The organism is Dietzia sp. IBK-p2-15D (assembly GCF_057773105.1).
Window position 1 is genome coordinate 132,398 of record NZ_JBYMTK010000006.1, and the last position, 14,487, is coordinate 146,884.

Genomic DNA, 14,487 nt, shown 5'->3' on the forward strand with positions numbered 1-14,487 from the left:
GGGGAGGGGGGTTGTCAGGTGAGTCTCATGGTGGTCAGGCAGGTGAGGTCCTGGTCTCCGGTGGCGATCGGAACAGTGGCCGACTTGTCGTCGTAGTCGATGGTGAGCGTGGCAGTGATGTCTCGCGGTAGCCAGAATCCGAGGAAGCCGTTGTCGTAGGTGGTGCGTGGTTCGTCGATGAGGATGTCTCCGGTGGCGGTATCGGTGACTGTGACGTGCACCTCTTCGGTGGCCATCTCGCCGCGGCAGGTGGTCAGGCTGTGGAACTGGCAGGGGTGGGTGCTGGTGTTGTAGGGCGCCACTGACAGATAGAACTGGTCCTCTGGAATAGGAATCGTCTCGAGGCTCTCATCGCTACTGGTCAAGACCACCTCTGTCGGCTGCACCGAGGCGATCAGATCGTCTGGCCTGTCGGCCACCGGCATGGTGTCGAGCGTGTTGATGATCTGGGGTGCCTCGAGGCCGGCGAGGTCGTAGTGCTCCAACGACGCAGGGTGAGATTCCGGCACTGAACTGTCGGAGGTGCCGATCGAGCAGCCGGTGAGGGTCAGGGCAGCGGCGGCAACGAGCGCGGTCGCGGCTCGTCTCCGAGTGGAGTGGGTGGCGTTCATCGGATTCATCCTCGTTGCATCGCTGTGGTGACGGTGTCCGGGCGCAGGTCGAGACGACGCAGCAGCTGAGCGTTGAGAGCAACGACGACCGTGGAGGCGGACATGAGGATGGCGCCGACGCCCATGGGCAGTACGAATCCGATCGGGGCGAGGACACCTGCGGCCAGGGGCACGGCGGCGAGGTTGTAGCCGGCGGCCCACCACAGGTTCTGCTTCATCTTGCGGTAGCTCGCCCGGGACAGTTCGATGACCGAGAGCACCGAGCGCGGATCCGATGAGGCCAGGATTACCCCGGCGGAGCCGATCGCCACGTCGGTCCCGGCGCCGATGGCGATGCCGACGTCGGCTTGGGCCAGTGCGGGCGCGTCGTTGACCCCGTCGCCGACCATGGCGACCTTCTTGCCTTCGGACTGCAGTTCGGCGACTTTGGCGGCCTTGTCTTCTGGCCGGACCCCGGCGAAGACCCGGTCGATGCCCAGTTCGGCGGCGACGGTGTCGGCCACGGCGCGGGCATCGCCGGTGATCATGACGACCTGCGCACCGGCAGCATGCAGGGCGTCGACGGCCGCGCGGGACTCGGGCCGGATCTCGTCGGCCAGCCGCAGCGCGCCGATCACCCGGCCCTCGGCGAGGATGTGCAGGATGATCGCGCCCTCGTCGCGCCACTGGTCGGCGACGGGCAGTTCATCGCGTGCGTGCTGATCGAGCAGGTAGGGGCCGCCGACCTCGACGACGGTGCCGTCCACCGTGGCCTTGACGCCCACGGCCGGGGAGGAGGAGAAGTCAATCGCCGTCGACACGGTCAGTTCGCGGGCCCGTGCGGCCCCGACGACGGCTCTGGCCAGCGGGTGCTCACTGTCGGACTCGGCCGCGGCAGCCAGGGCAAGCACCTCGTTGGCGGTGTGTCCGTCTATTGATTCGATTCCGGTGACGGTGGGTTCGCCCTTGGTCAGGGTGCCGGTCTTGTCGAACAGGACGGCGTCGACGGTGCGCATCGACTCGAGCGCGAGGCGGTCCTTGATCAGTACGCCGCCGCGGGCGGCGCGTTCGGTGGCGATGGAGACCACGAGCGGGATCGCCAATCCCAGCGCGTGTGGGCAGGCGATGACCAGCACGGTGATCGTGCGCACCACACCCGCGTCCGGCAACCCGAGAGCGCTCCAGATGACCGCGGTGATCACGGCCGACGCGAGGGCGAACCAGAACAACCAGCCGGCGGCGGTGTCGGCGATGCGCTGGGCACGCGAGGAGGACGCCTGTGCGTCGGCCACCAGCTTCTGGATCCCGGCCAGCGCGGTGTCGTCACCGATTGCGGAGACTTCGACGCGCAAGCCGGAGTCGGTGGCCACCGTGCCGGCGACGACCTGCTCGCCGATGCCGCGGCGGACCGCCTTGGATTCGCCCGTGACCATGGATTCGTCCATGCTGGCCGAGCCGTCGATGATCTTGCCGTCGGCGGGCACAGAAGCACCGGGGCGGACGATCACCACGTCGCCGACCACCAGGTCGGCCGGAGCGACTGTCACCACGTCGTCGCCGTCGACCTTCTCGGCCTCATCCGGCAGCAGCGCCGCCAGGGAGTCGAGTGCGGAGGTGGTCTGCGCCAGGGAGCGCATCTCGATCCAGTGGCCCAGCAGCATGATCACCACCAGCAGGGCCAGTTCCCACCAGAAGTTCAGCTCATGATCCAGGATGCGCAGGGTAGCGCCCCAGGAGGCGATGAACGCCACGGTGATGGCCAGGCCGATCAGGAGCATCATGCCGGGCTGGCGAGCGCGGAGCTCGGACAGCGCGCCGGTCAGGAACGGCCGACCGCCCCAGAGGTAGATCACTGTGCCCAGGGCGGGGGAGACCCACCGCACCCAGTCGGCCTCCGGCAGCTGGTAGCCGATGAGGTCGGCGAACATGTCATTGAAGCCGACCACCGGCACTGCCAAGACGAGCATGATCCAGAACAGCCGTCGGAACTGCCCGACGTGGTCTGCGTGGCCCGCATGACCGCCGTGGGCTTCATGACCGGTGTGGTGCTGTCCGGTGTGGCCGTGGCCGGCCGCGTCGTCAGCGGCGCCCGGGTGATGATGTTCGGCTACCGATGTGGCCATGTCGTCGGGGCGGCCGTCCGAACCGTCACCGGGTTCGCCGCGCCGATCATGGTGGTGGTGATCGTGTGGCTGACTCATTTGTCTGTCTCCGTGTGAGCGCCGGCGGCCAGGGCGGCATCATCGTCAGCTTGCGGACGGCCGGTGGCGTCGATCCGTTCTAGGTCCGTGGGCGTGGAGCAGCACGAACACGCTTCCTTGACGGCCGTGAGCGGGAGCGCAGAGCGCGTTGTGGAGAACATGGATTTTCCTCTCCGCGTGGTGTGGTGTCTCGGGTGTCGTGCCGGGCCGGGGTGGCCCATGGCGATGGGGTGGTTAGAGCGAGGTGAGCAGGTCGCGCATGGTGTCGATCTCCTGCTGTTGGGTGTCGATGATGGTCTGGGCCAACTCGACCGCGGGCTGGTAGCGGCCACTTTCGACCTCGTCCTCGGCCATGGCGATGGCGCCCTGGTGATGGGCGATCATCTGCTCCATGAACATCCGGGCGGCGTCGACTCCCTGGGCCTGGGACAGCTGCTCAAGTTCGTCGTCGGAGAGCATCCCTTCCATCATGGACATGTCGTGACCGCCGTGACCATCCTGCGCCTCGATGGGCTCTTCCCACTGCTCGAGCCAGTTGGTCAGCTGCGCGATCTCGGGGCCCTGGGCGGCTTTGATCTCCTCGGCCAGCGCCGTGACGTCGGCGGGGATGTCGTCCTTGGCCAGGATGATGTCGCTCATCTCGATCGCCTGCTGGTGGTGCGGGAGCATCATCTGCGCGAACATCACGTCGGCCTGCGAATGCTCCTCGTCCTGGCCGGAGGCAGCGGTGCCGGTCACGGACGTGGTGGCGCCGGCCGCGGTGGTGGGCGCGGCGGGCGAGGCTTCGGTGCTGTCGGTGCTGTCGGTGCTGTCGGTGCAGGCGGACAGCGTCAGGGCAACGGCGGTCAGGGCTGCGGTCAGGAGCAGAGTGGTGCGGGTCATCGTGGTCGATGTCCTTTCGGGTCGGCGTCAAGATCGGGTGGTGTGTCGATCGGGTGGTGGTCAGGCGAGGTAGGACAAGGTGGTCATCATTCCGGCTTCCTGGTGGTAGGCGTTGTGGCAGTGGAACGCCCATTGGCCGGGGTTGTTCGCCTCGAACTCGATCTCGATAGTCCGCATGGGGCGGATCGTGACGGTGTCTTTGCGCAGCCCGCTGTCGGCGAGGGCGAAGGTGTGACCGTGAAGGTGCATCGGGTGGGCCATGTCGGACATGTTGCGCAGCCGCATCCGGACCCGGTCGCCGCGGGAGACCTCCAGCGGCGTGGTGTCGGGGTGGGTTTGGCCGTTGAGTGTCCAGCGATACGGCATCATGCTGCCGCCCATGTCGACGCTGAGGTAGCGGTCGTGCCCCCGGCCGGGCAGTCGTGAGTCCGGCGCTGGGGTCAGGTCCGCGGCCAGCAGCACCGGTCCGTCGAGTTCGCCGGGGCGCGGGTCGGCGGGTAGCTCACCGGCCCCGGTGCGCACAAGGGCGTACCCGTACCCGTTCTTGCCTTCTGCTTCGACGAAGAGGGGAAACACCCCGTCTGTCAGCGTGACCACGACGTCGACCCTCTCGCCCATTCCGAGCAGGATCGCCTCCGTCTCCTGGGGCGCGGTGGGAAAGCCGTCGGTGTCGGTGACGGTCATCGTGTGTCCGCCGAGGGCGACGCGGAAGAACGTGTCCGCCCCGGCGTTGATGAACCGGATCTTCGCGCGTTGGCCCGGGCTGGCAGTCCATGAGATCGGATCGGCCGGGACTCGGCCGTTGACCAAGTAGTGCGGATAGTGGACGTCCCCGGCGACACCGAGCAACCGGGAGGTCATCATCGGGTTGCTGGACCGGGCGCCCCCCATCGGGCCGTGCCCCATTCCGGCCATCGGCCGACCCCGAGTGCCGGGGGCATCCATGCCCACTCGCCCGGCGGCGTCCTCGGGAGTGCCGTCGATGCCGTCGAGCCAGTCGTCGAGGACGACGATCCATTCGTGGTCATAGTCCCCGGGGTCGGCGGGATCGTCGATGATCAGCGGACCGTACAGGCCCCGGTCGAGCTGTAGCCCTGAGTGTGAGTGGTACCAATGTGTGCCGGCGAGCGGGACGGTGAAGTCGTAGGTGAACCGGGCGCCCGGACGGATCGGGTCCTGGGTCAGACCGGGCACTCCGTCCATATCGTTGCGCAGGGCGATGCCGTGCCAGTGCACGCTCGTCTCCTGGTCGAGCTGGTTATCCACCTCGACTTGCAGCAGATCTCCTGCCCGGGCCCGCAGGACCGGACCCGGAACAGTGTCAGCAAATGCCCAGGTCGACACCACGAGACCACCGAGATCGACCTCCACCGGGCGCGGGGACAGCCGAGCGTTCACCACCTGCTGTCCCGGTCGTTGCCGCTCGGCCTCCAGGTCCCGGATCGCCGGATCCGACGCCGATACCGGCCCCCCCGAGGGCCCCGGCTCGCTGCAGGCGGTCACCGCACCCGCGCCGGCCAGGACCGAACCGATGAGAAATGCCCGCCGCGACAACTCCTTCACCGGTCGCCCGCCGAGGGCGACGGCCCGAACAGGGCAGTGACCAGCAGCAAGGTTGACGCCCACAGTGCGGTGACGACCACAGCGCCGACCGAGAATGTCACCCATCCGAGCATGAGGTACCTCCGGTGTCCGACTCGACCGCCCATGGTGACCGGCTACCCGAGCGTTCTCGATGGAGATCGTGTGAAGATTCGGTCAAGGCGCCCACCTGGGTGAGGGACTGCCAGGAGTTGCGGCGATGATGGCCTGCATGTCCCCTTCCGTTTCTGGCGTTCGCCGTTCGCATGCCCAGCAGCCTGCCGGTCCGCGGGCGCTGGTGGTCGATGACGAGGAGCCTTTGGCGGACCTGGTCGGGTCGTATCTTGAGCGCGACGGTTTCGATGTCACGATCACCGGGGACGGACAGGAAGCGGTGGGTCTGGCTCGCCGAATCGATCCCGATGTCATCGTTCTCGACCTCGGGCTGCCCGGGCTGGACGGGATCGAGGTATGCCGGCAGGTCAGAACGCACTCCGACGCCTACATCGTCATGCTCACGGCCCGGACCGAGGAGGTCGACACGCTGATCGGCCTGTCCGTCGGCGCGGATGACTACATGACCAAACCGTTCAGCCCACGCGAGCTCTCGGCCAGGATCCAGGCGATGATGCGCAGACCTCGAATCGGCACCGAGACCCACCACGGCAGGGCGCCGGAACAGGTACGGACCGTCGGCGACCTGACGATCGACACCGCGGGCCGAGAAGTCACCGTCGGCGGCGCCGATGTCGCGCTGACCCGCACCGAGTTCGACATCCTCGCCGCGCTCGCCCGCGACCCTGGGGTCGTCTTTAGCCGAGCGCAGCTCATGGCCGCCGTGTGGGGCCCGAACTGGGTGGGCGATGACCACCTGGTGGACGTCCACATCGGTCACCTTCGCCGCAAGCTGGGCGACGATGCCTCCCGAGGCCGTTTCGTGCGCACGGTCAGAGGAGTTGGCTACCGCATGGGAACGGGCCAGTGAACGACATACCATCGCCGGACGCGGCCACAACTGGGCCCCGCACCACTCGACGCATCGCTGGATTCAGCTTCGGTACCCGCCTGCTCCTGGCCATGTCCAGCGTGGTCGTCGGGTGCGCCGTCAGCGCGTGGCTCGTCGCCTCCGCCCTGGCCCCGGGCATTTTCCACGACCACCTCGGTCAAGCCGGCATCGATCACGATTCGAACGAAGCAGCCCACGTCGAAGAAGCCTTCACGGTCGCCATAGTCCTGGCCTGGGGGCTGGCGGTGGCCATCGCGGTCCTGGTGGCCTTGCTCACCAGCTGGTACCTCACCCGCCGAGTCCAGCGCTCGGTCACCATGGTCACCACTTCGACGTCAGACATAGCTCGAGGGCACTACGAGACCCGGATGGCGAGCCCGAAACTTGGTCGGGAGTTCGACGATCTGGCGACCAGCGTCAACGAACTGGCCCGACGTCTCGATGCAACAGACGTCACCAGGCGGAGGATGCTCGCAGATCTGGGTCACGAGCTGCGCACCCCGCTGGCCACCATCGACTCCTACCTCGAGGCCGTGGACGACGGAGTCCGTACCTTCGACGACTCCACAAGGCAGGTGCTGTGGGCGGCCACCCGGCGGCTCGAACGCCTCGCGTCGGACATCGTCGACGTCTCCGATGCAGAAGAATACCTCACACGACTGCAACCAGCCCGAACCACCACTAAAGCCCTGGTGGAAACGGCAGTCAACGCAGCACGCGAACGCTACTCGGACAAAGGTGTCCAGCTGCACATGGGTGAGATCGAACCGACCGACGTCACTGTGGACGTCGAGCGAATCGGACAGGTATTGGGAAACCTTCTCGACAACGCCTTACGACACACACCAACCGGAGGGATCGTCACCCTCAGCGCTGTTCCCTCGAGAACGAACACAACCGCGATCACCGTCTCTGACACCGGGGAAGGGATCGCCGCCCAGCACCTGGATCATCTCTTCGACCGCTTCTACCGAGCCGATCCCGCCCGAGGCCGAAACGCAGGCGGCACCGGAATCGGCCTGGCGATCACCCGAGCACTGGTCGAAGCACACGAAGGGCGAATCCGAGTAAGCAGCCGCGGTCCAGGCCACGGAGCACAATTCACACTCGAACTCCCCTGTGCGCGAGAGGCGCAAGGAACCACAATGCAGTCATAAACTAGTCCGCCCTGTATATGCGCCCATCCTCGCTGATCTCTCGGCATCTACAGATTTGTCTCCCGAGTTAACATGAGGGGATCTCACGGTCTTCGGGCGACGCCATCTCGGCCCCGCACGGGCCGAGGGCAAAACCAGACAAGGGGAGACAATTGACGGAACGACGATGGACCGTGAACGGTCTAGGACATCATTCGGAAGTCTTTGACGAGCAAAAGCAGTCATGGGTGAAGGCAAGCAAGCAAGTTGTCACACCATCCGGACTGGTGAAGGTGACCGGCCGCAACAACAGCGGGGAGAAGGTCACTATTCGGATGTGTGAGGGCGAGACCTGGCTGGTCCGCTAGAAGCCACATCTGTTGCATTCTTAGGGTGCCGACCTTCGTAGCTTTACACAATCACGCTTCTCGGCCATTGTTCCAATCACCTGAGATGGATCGGGTCCGGCGACATACTCCAGCGCCACATCGCAGGTGACAGTGGCTACGGTGAGGCTTGGCGGGCTCCAAGTTCGGCGACCTTGATGAAGTAGAGAAGAACGTCCCTACAGCGATGGTTCTTGCGGGCTCTGGCTACTTGGGTTCAAGTCGGCCGCTGTCGCGCATGCCCGTAATAGTGAGGCGACGGGATTGGTCGCCGAACCTGGTCCGGAGATCCTCACCGCATGCCCGCTTTACGAAGTGGATAAGGCCTGATGGGTTGCCCGTGGCGCGGGACGTAAATACAGCCGCCCGTCTCGAGCGCGCACGCGTAATCTCAACAAGCATGACGCCTCGCGACAATGATGAACGGCTCATCGGGGCCCTTGGCCCTACCGCCTGCGTCCGCTTGAGCTCCTGCGTCCAGCAGCACCGGTTGATCTCCGGCGGCGCAGGGCCTGCAATCGAGTCGCAGCGCACCGACTGTGGGCAACGGACATGACCGTGCCCGCGTCCGGACGGCGGGTGCTGGTCACCGGCGCCACCCAGGGTATTGGCCGTGCCGTGGCACAGGCGTTTGCCCGGCTCGGGGATATCGTGGCTGTTCACTACGCATCGCGCCCCGAGGAAGCTCGACGTACGCTCGAGTCCCTTGATGGCGAGGGGCACGTCATGGTGAACGCCGACATCAGTGACCCGCACCAGTGCCGAGCCCTCGTGCAGAAGGTCCTGAGCGAGTTGGGAGGAGTGGACGTGCTGATCAACAACGCAGGTATCGCTACGAGCCCGTTCAACGCTCATCCGATCGTAGACGCAACGTTCGAGGACTGGACGGATCGTTGGGAGCAGATGTTGTCGGTCAATCTCCTGGGAGCCGCCCACGTCACCTGGGCGTTCGCGCAGCAGCTCCGTGAAGGCGGCGGTTCTGGCGCCGTGGTGAACATCGGGTCGCGCGGCGCGTTCAAGGGCGAGCCCGAGCACCCGGCCTATGCGGCCAGTAAAGCCGCACTCCACGCGTTCGGGCAGTCAATCGCCGCGACGCTTGCCCCGTACGGAATCTCGGTCTCGTCGGTGGCGCCGGGCGTCGTAGCCACCGAACGCCAGGCGACAACACTGGCTGGCCCGGACGGCGATGGGCTGCGCGCACAGAGCCCCTTCGGTCGCGTTGCCACCCCGGAGGAGGTCGCACACGCCGTGCTCTACCTTGCCTCCCCCGAGGCGGTCTGGTCCTCGGGCGCCGTACTCGACCTCAACGGAGCCTCGTACTTCCATCCGTAGAGGGCTGACGGCTGACCCGTATGCCGGGCGCATCTCAACAGCAATGCTGGTCGTGGGTCTCCGCCGGGCCGTCAATTCCCGCCGGCCACTAGACCCAGTCGACGGTCTGCAGCAGCGGCTCCTCGAGCTCCAGAGCGGGGTGCCCCAAACAGTGGTATGCCAGGGGACGGGCGTCCTCCGGCAGCGGAACGCTCCCGGAGAAGTGGTCGGGATCGACGAAGCTCGTGACGTGCCATGGTTGGCTCAGCCCGACGCTCGGCGCCACGGCGAAGACGCGGGGAGCCGCTCGACGGTCTGGCGCGAAAGGGGTGTGGTGGAAGTGCCGATGGTCCCGGCGCGCGTTGCCAGAACGCGCCACAATGCTTCGACATTGTCCGCGCGATCGTCGCCCGGGCCGGGACCGGTGCTCATGCCCGCACGAATCGGGGGCTCCACACCCGCCCGGAGTCCGTGATCCGCGTCCCGGAGGCGCCCACGATGAGCAGGCACTTCATGTCGATCGACCCACAGTCGAGTTCGCCGAGGGTGGTGACGGTCAGCGATTCCTCGGCCCGGCCCACGTCACGGCCCACGATCACGGGCGTAGTCGGGCAGCGGTGGCGGAGCAGGACCTCGCGGGCGTCGGCGACCTGACGGGTGCGCGAGCGCGAGGCCGGGTTGTAGACGGCCAGCACCAGGTCGGCCGCCGCGATCGCGTCGAGGCGGCGCTCGATGACCTCCCACGGCTTGAGCCGGTCGGACAGGCTCATGACGGCGAAGTCCGCGCCGATGGGGGCCCCGGCCCGCGCAGCGACCGCCTGCACGGCCGAGACGCCGGGCGCGACGCGGATGTCGATGTCGGCGAAGCGGGGATCGTCCGCGGCCTCGAAGACCGCCGAGGCCATACCGAACACCCCGGCGTCGCCGCCCGAGACCACGGCCACTTGCTCACCCGCGCGGGCCACCTCCAGTGCCAATGCAGCCCGGTCGACTTCCACGGTGTTGCCCGAGCAATGGCGACGCAGCCCGGGCCGCTGCGGAACCCTGGCGACGTACGGCGCGTAGCCGACCACGTGGTCGACCTCGGACAGGATCTGCGAAGCCTCCGGGGTCAGCCACTCTGTCGGGCCCGGGCCCAGGCCGACGACGTGCACGACGCCGCGCGATGCTGGGGACTGCTCGTCGGCAGAGTTGGCCGAGCCGGCGGTAAGCGCCGGGGAGGGCTCCCCGGGTGCAGAGAGCTGCGCGGGCCGGCGGCCGGTGGGGTCGGAGTGCTGAGAGTCGCCGGGGACGACGATGAGCGAGAAGTACGGCACGGAGTCCGGGTCGACCTCGCTGACCGGGTGATGTGCCTCCGCGTCGGTCGACGCCCGCTCCACATAGACCGCGCCGTCGAGCCGACCAGCCGCCTCGAGGGCCCGCCGGACGGCGGGGAAGTTGCGGCCGAGCTTCATAATGATTGCGCCGTCGGTGTCTGCAAGCCGCCGCGCGAGCTCGGGCTCGGGCAGAGTGCCCGGCAGGACGGTGAGGACGTCGGTTTGCCGGACCAGGGGAGTGGCGGCCGCCGCGGTTGCGGCGGCGAACGCGGGAATGCCCGGCACGATCTCGGTGTCGAACCGAGGGGCGAGCTTGTCGTGCATGTACATGAAGGAGCCGTAGAACAGCGGGTCCCCCTCGGACAGCAGCACCACGTCGCGGCCGGCGGCGAGGTGTGCGGCCAGCCGCTGCGCGCTGCGCTCGTAGAAGTCCGTGATCGCGCCCGCGTATCCGCCCGGGTGGTCGGTGACGCCCGTGGTCACGGGGTACTCCAGTCGCTCCTCGATCGCGCCAGAAGGGATGAGGTCGGCGGCAATGCGGCGGGCGTTGGACTCCTTGCCGCGCCCGGCGTGAAAGGCCACGACGTCGGCCGCGCCGATGAGCCGGGCGGCCTTGAGGGTGAGCAGCTCGGGATCGCCGGGTCCCACGCCGACGCCGTACAGCCGGCCGGTCACTCCGCCTCCTGCGCCAGGGCGTTGACGGCAGAGGCGGTCATCGCGGACCCGCCGCGCCGCCCGTGCACTGTGACAAAGGGGATGTCGATGCCGTGGTCGTCGGCGAACTCGGCGAGCGCTGCCTTAGACTCGGCGGCTCCGATGAAACCCACGGGGCAGCCGACGATCGCGGCGGGTCGGGGAGCGCCGTCGAGGATCATCTCCAGCAGGTGGAACAGGGCGGTGGGGGCGTTGCCGATCGCGACGACGGCGCCGTCGAGGCGATCGTCCCACAACGCCAGCGCGGCGGCGGAGCGGGTGGTGCCCATCCGCGCGGCCAGGTCGCGAACGCCGGGATCGGACAGGGTGCACACCACGTCGTTGTCGCGGGGGAGCCGAGCCCGGGTGATCCCGGAGGCGACCATGTGGGCGTCGCAGAGGATCGGCGCGCCGGCGTCGAGCGCCGACCTCGCCGCACTGACCAGGCCGGGGTGCACCTGCAGGTCACGGGTCAGGTCCGTCTGGCCGGTGCCGTGGACCATCCGCACGGCCAGTCGCTCGGCGTCGGCCGGAACGCGGGACAGGTCGGTCTCGCCGCGGATGGTCGCGAAGGAGTCGACGTAGATGGCGGGCCCGTCGTCGAGGTAGTCGTAGCGACGCGGCGGCCTCAGGGCAGCACTCATGGGGTCCTCCTCGGGGTTCTCGCCCCGGTGTGAGAAGTCGCAGCGACGCGGTGGGAGCGCGCTGATCCCCGGTGAGTATCTGGCTGGGCCCATCGGCTCGACGGGCCTCACAGTGGCGGAACCGCCCCGGACTTGCACCGGGTTCCTCGCCGTGGGACAGCCCGCAGCCTACTCGCGGACGGCCAGCACCCCGCGCCACGGGGTCACGATGAGCTCGGCGACGTCGCCGCCGGTGAGCCGGGCGATGAGGTCGCGGTCGAGGATCCCGTCCGGCGCCTCGACGTGCTCGATCGGCTCCGCCGAACCCGCGACCGGCCCGTACGGCAGCGCCGGGGCCGGGCTCGGCAGTCGGCCGTCCGCAGTGCGGGCCGCGACGAGGGGGGCGGGCAGTTCCCGCACGTGCCACGGCGCGTCCGGGCCGGTGCCGCGGGCCCGGACGAACTCGCGGGCCAGCCCGACCAGCCGGTCGGAGGCGTAGGCCAGCGGCACCACCTCGGACCAGCGGTCGCCCACCCGCAACTGTGCGGTGTCGGCATCCAGGGCGACCAGGCCCAGGTCGCAGGAGCGGTCGAGCAGGTCCCCGCGGCCGTCGTCCAGGACGAACAGGAATCGGCCCGGCAGACCGCCGAGCGCAGGGTCGGCCAGCAGTCCGGCGTCCAGCGCGTCAGTCACCGGTCGCAGGTCCGCGCGGCCTCGGGCCTGCCCGCCGAACGACTCGCCCAGGCCTGTCATCGGCGAGACGAGGACGTTGCGCACCAGCTCGTGCCCGGGCGCGGGGAGCAGGCCCGTCTCCGCGATCGCCGCCACCACCTCGCCGGGCAGCTGCCCGTCCGGACCGATCGGCAGGGCCCGAAGCTGCAGGTTCGCGCGTGTCGTGACGTGCACGTTGTCGTCGTCGCCATATCTCACGGCGACCCCGTGCAGGGCGGACAGGGCCGCCGGTGACACGCGGCCACCCGGCACGCGCAGTCGGACCAGGGCGCCGTCGGAGGCCGGCCACGGCCGCAGGACGCCCGGGCACAGGTCGCCACGGGTCCGGCGGGTGGGTTCGGCGATGCTCACGGGGGCCATTGTGGCAGCCCGACGCGCGCGTTCAATTTCCCGATCCCCGGCGGTAAGTTTTTTCTTCACAACTGAAGAAACGGAGCTCCACCGTGACACCTCGCCGCGTACCCACCCTTCTCGGCTCCGCCCTCACCGCAGTCGCACTGGTCGCGGCCGGGTGCTCGTCGGACGCCGCCACCGAACCCGCCGCCGCCGAAGCGGCCGCCACCACCACGGCATCACCGGCCGCCGGGTCCGTCGCCGGGGTGACCGTCCCGGACGCGTTCACCGCGCTGACGATGATTCCCATCGGCAACCCGCCGCTGCCGTTCAAGGGCACCGACGGCAAGTACCACGTGGCCTACGACCTGCAGCTCACCAACGCCACCAAGGTGCCGGCGAGCGTGGACAAGATCGACGTGGTGGACGGCACTGATCCCACCAAGGTCATCGCCAGCTTCTCCGCCGCCGCTCTCGTGGACCCGGACTGCGTCTTCGGTGACTGCAACCGCCTGCGCGACCTGCCCGCCGGGTACGTCGACACCGCGCAGATCCCGCCGCAGGAGAGCCGGGTCATGTTCATCGACTTCACCCTCGACTCGCTCGACCAGGCCCCGGACGCGGTGCTGCACCAGCTCTACGGGACCGGCGCCGCCTCGCCGGCGTTCGGTGAGCCCGGACCCATCGACTACCTCACGACGCCGGTCGCCTTCTCCACCCGCACCGTGCCGGTCATCGCGCCGCCCGTGCGGGGCGAGAACTGGGTGGCCCTCAACGGGTGTTGCGAACCGGGCTTCCCGCACCGCAGCTCGGTGATGTCGGTCAACGGCAAACTCAACAACAGCCAGCGCTTCGCGATCGACTGGAAGCGCACCAACGACCAGGGCGAGTTTTACACCGGCGACAGGAACCACAACGAGAGCTACGTGGACTACGGCGCCGAGATCCTCGCCGTCGCCGACGCCACCGTCGTCTCGGTCCTCGACGGTATGGAGGCCAACGCGCCGGGGGTCCTGCCCGCCAGCAACCCGGAACTGGCCTCCAAGCTCACCGTCGAGAACGTGGACGGCAACCACGTGGTGCTCGACCTCGGCGACGGCGTGTTCGCGATGTACGCACACATGATCTCCGGCTCGGTCACGGTGAAACCCGGCGACACGGTCACCGAGGGCCAGGTGCTGGGCAAGCTCGGCAACACCGGCAACGCCAACGCCTCGCACCTGCACTTCCAGCTCATGGACGGGCCGAGCCTGCTCGAGGCCGACTCGCTGCCGTAGGAGCTGAAGGGGTTCGACTACGCCGGGCAGGTCCCGCCGCAGCGGACCGCCGACGCCGACGACTACCTGTCCGGCACCTTCGTCGACACCGCGGACCTCTCGCCGGAGCCGCGGATGAACGAGCTGCCCCTCAACCTCGCGGTGGTGGACTTCCCCTGACCGGGATGGCCGTCCCCGGCTGACGCGCGGCAGCCGGTCGGCCACGGGCGGGGTGCGCCGGATAGGCTCGCCCGTGCCGTGGTGTTCGGGAAGCCGGAGGAAAAGCCGGCGCGGCCCTCGCCACTGTAGTCGCGGAGTCATGCGACCCTCGTCCGTCCCTCAGGGGGCGGAGGCCACTGGATCCTCCAGGATCCGGGAAGGTCGGTCGCACGGCGTTGATGCGGAAGCCAGGAGACCGGCCACGGCGACATGTTCCACGAG

Annotated in this window: 13 protein-coding genes and 2 riboswitches; of the genes, 5 read left to right on the plus strand and 8 right to left on the minus strand. The window is 68.4% G+C overall.

Annotated features, from left to right (window positions below; translation table 11 throughout):
* Nucleotides 1-14: 14 nt before the first annotated feature.
* Together AC3DEV_RS10025 and AC3DEV_RS10030 are read right to left on the minus strand one after the other, a co-directional pair.
* Entirely contained in the window at nt 15-611 is a 597-nt protein-coding gene (locus AC3DEV_RS10025) for a CueP family metal-binding protein (RefSeq protein WP_488371995.1), read from the minus strand.
* Nucleotides 612-616: 5 nt separating this feature from the next.
* Nucleotides 617-2,557 (minus strand): heavy metal translocating P-type ATPase, encoded by a 1,941-nt coding sequence (locus tag AC3DEV_RS10030; RefSeq protein WP_488371996.1) that lies wholly within the window; start codon nt 2,555-2,557, stop codon nt 617-619.
* Nucleotides 2,558-2,596: 39 nt separating this feature from the next.
* Here AC3DEV_RS10030 and AC3DEV_RS10035 point away from each other — a divergent pair, with 39 nt between their 5' ends.
* Nucleotides 2,597-2,809: a hypothetical protein gene (locus AC3DEV_RS10035; RefSeq protein WP_312027428.1), complete on the plus strand. Its 213-nt coding sequence runs from the start codon at nt 2,597-2,599 to the stop codon at nt 2,807-2,809.
* A 216-nt stretch (nt 2,810-3,025) separates the two neighbouring features.
* Here the strand turns inward: AC3DEV_RS10035 and AC3DEV_RS10040 are convergent, their stop codons facing one another.
* Together AC3DEV_RS10040 and AC3DEV_RS10045 are read right to left on the minus strand one after the other, a co-directional pair.
* Complete coding sequence (locus tag AC3DEV_RS10040; protein ID WP_488371997.1) at nt 3,026-3,673, minus strand: DUF305 domain-containing protein; 648 nt, start codon at nt 3,671-3,673, stop codon at nt 3,026-3,028.
* A gap of 60 nt (nt 3,674-3,733) precedes the next feature.
* Nucleotides 3,734-5,236 carry a multicopper oxidase family protein gene (locus AC3DEV_RS10045; protein ID WP_488371998.1) on the minus strand — a complete coding sequence of 501 codons (1,503 nt, stop codon included), beginning with the start codon at nt 5,234-5,236 and terminating at the stop codon, nt 3,734-3,736.
* A 313-nt stretch (nt 5,237-5,549) separates the two neighbouring features.
* On the opposite strand from AC3DEV_RS10045, the gene AC3DEV_RS10050 reads away from it, so the two are divergent.
* The 3 genes from AC3DEV_RS10050 (at nt 5,550) to AC3DEV_RS10060 (ending at nt 9,114) form a co-directional block, all read left to right on the plus strand.
* Entirely contained in the window at nt 5,550-6,239 is a 690-nt protein-coding gene (locus tag AC3DEV_RS10050) for a winged helix-turn-helix domain-containing protein (RefSeq protein ID WP_338082645.1), read from the plus strand.
* 92 nt (nt 6,240-6,331) lie between these two features.
* The gene (locus AC3DEV_RS10055) at nt 6,332-7,417 is read left to right on the plus strand and encodes a sensor histidine kinase (RefSeq protein ID WP_488371999.1); all 1,086 of its coding nucleotides are present in this window, start codon (nt 6,332-6,334) and stop codon (nt 7,415-7,417) included.
* 917 nt (nt 7,418-8,334) lie between these two features.
* Complete coding sequence (locus AC3DEV_RS10060) at nt 8,335-9,114, plus strand: SDR family NAD(P)-dependent oxidoreductase (RefSeq protein ID WP_488372000.1); 780 nt, start codon at nt 8,335-8,337, stop codon at nt 9,112-9,114.
* Between the two features lie 88 nt (nt 9,115-9,202).
* On the opposite strand, the gene AC3DEV_RS10065 is transcribed toward AC3DEV_RS10060, so the two are convergent.
* The 4 genes from AC3DEV_RS10065 to AC3DEV_RS10080 form a co-directional block, all read right to left on the minus strand.
* On the minus strand, nt 9,203-9,379 hold the full coding sequence (locus AC3DEV_RS10065) for a hypothetical protein (RefSeq protein WP_488372001.1): 177 nt from the start codon (nt 9,377-9,379) through the stop codon (nt 9,203-9,205).
* 142 nt (nt 9,380-9,521) lie between these two features.
* Nucleotides 9,522-11,084 carry a precorrin-2 C(20)-methyltransferase gene (locus AC3DEV_RS10070; protein WP_488372002.1) on the minus strand — a complete coding sequence of 521 codons (1,563 nt, stop codon included), beginning with the start codon at nt 11,082-11,084 and terminating at the stop codon, nt 9,522-9,524.
* A complete protein-coding gene (locus AC3DEV_RS10075) occupies nt 11,081-11,746 on the minus strand; it encodes a precorrin-8X methylmutase (protein WP_488372003.1) in 666 nt (221 codons plus the stop codon). Before AC3DEV_RS10075 ends, AC3DEV_RS10070 begins: the two co-directional genes overlap by 4 nt.
* A gap of 73 nt (nt 11,747-11,819) precedes the next feature.
* A riboswitch (cobalamin riboswitch) is annotated at nt 11,820-11,894 on the minus strand.
* A gap of 20 nt (nt 11,895-11,914) precedes the next feature.
* Complete coding sequence (locus tag AC3DEV_RS10080; RefSeq protein WP_488372004.1) at nt 11,915-12,808, minus strand: nitrite reductase; 894 nt, start codon at nt 12,806-12,808, stop codon at nt 11,915-11,917.
* Between the two features lie 92 nt (nt 12,809-12,900).
* Between AC3DEV_RS10080 and AC3DEV_RS10085 the strand changes: the two genes are divergently transcribed.
* Nucleotides 12,901-14,067 carry a M23 family metallopeptidase gene (locus tag AC3DEV_RS10085; protein ID WP_488372005.1) on the plus strand — a complete coding sequence of 389 codons (1,167 nt, stop codon included), beginning with the start codon at nt 12,901-12,903 and terminating at the stop codon, nt 14,065-14,067.
* A gap of 221 nt (nt 14,068-14,288) precedes the next feature.
* A riboswitch (cobalamin riboswitch) is annotated at nt 14,289-14,484 on the plus strand.
* The last annotated feature ends 3 nt before the right edge of the window (nt 14,485-14,487 follow it).

Coding starts and splice junctions, on each gene's coding strand:
- AC3DEV_RS10030 (WP_488371996.1), bottom strand. CDS start 2,557: ATGCTCGTCTTGGCAGTGCCGGTGGTCGGCTTCAATGACATGTTCGCC.
- AC3DEV_RS10055 (WP_488371999.1), top strand. CDS start 6,332: ATGTCCAGCGTGGTCGTCGGGTGCGCCGTCAGCGCGTGGCTCGTCGCC.
- AC3DEV_RS10060 (WP_488372000.1), top strand. CDS start 8,335: ATGACCGTGCCCGCGTCCGGACGGCGGGTGCTGGTCACCGGCGCCACC.
- AC3DEV_RS10075 (WP_488372003.1), bottom strand. CDS start 11,746: ATGAGTGCTGCCCTGAGGCCGCCGCGTCGCTACGACTACCTCGACGAC.
- AC3DEV_RS10040 (WP_488371997.1), bottom strand. CDS start 3,673: ATGACCCGCACCACTCTGCTCCTGACCGCAGCCCTGACCGCCGTTGCC.
- AC3DEV_RS10025 (WP_488371995.1), bottom strand. CDS start 611: ATGAACGCCACCCACTCCACTCGGAGACGAGCCGCGACCGCGCTCGTT.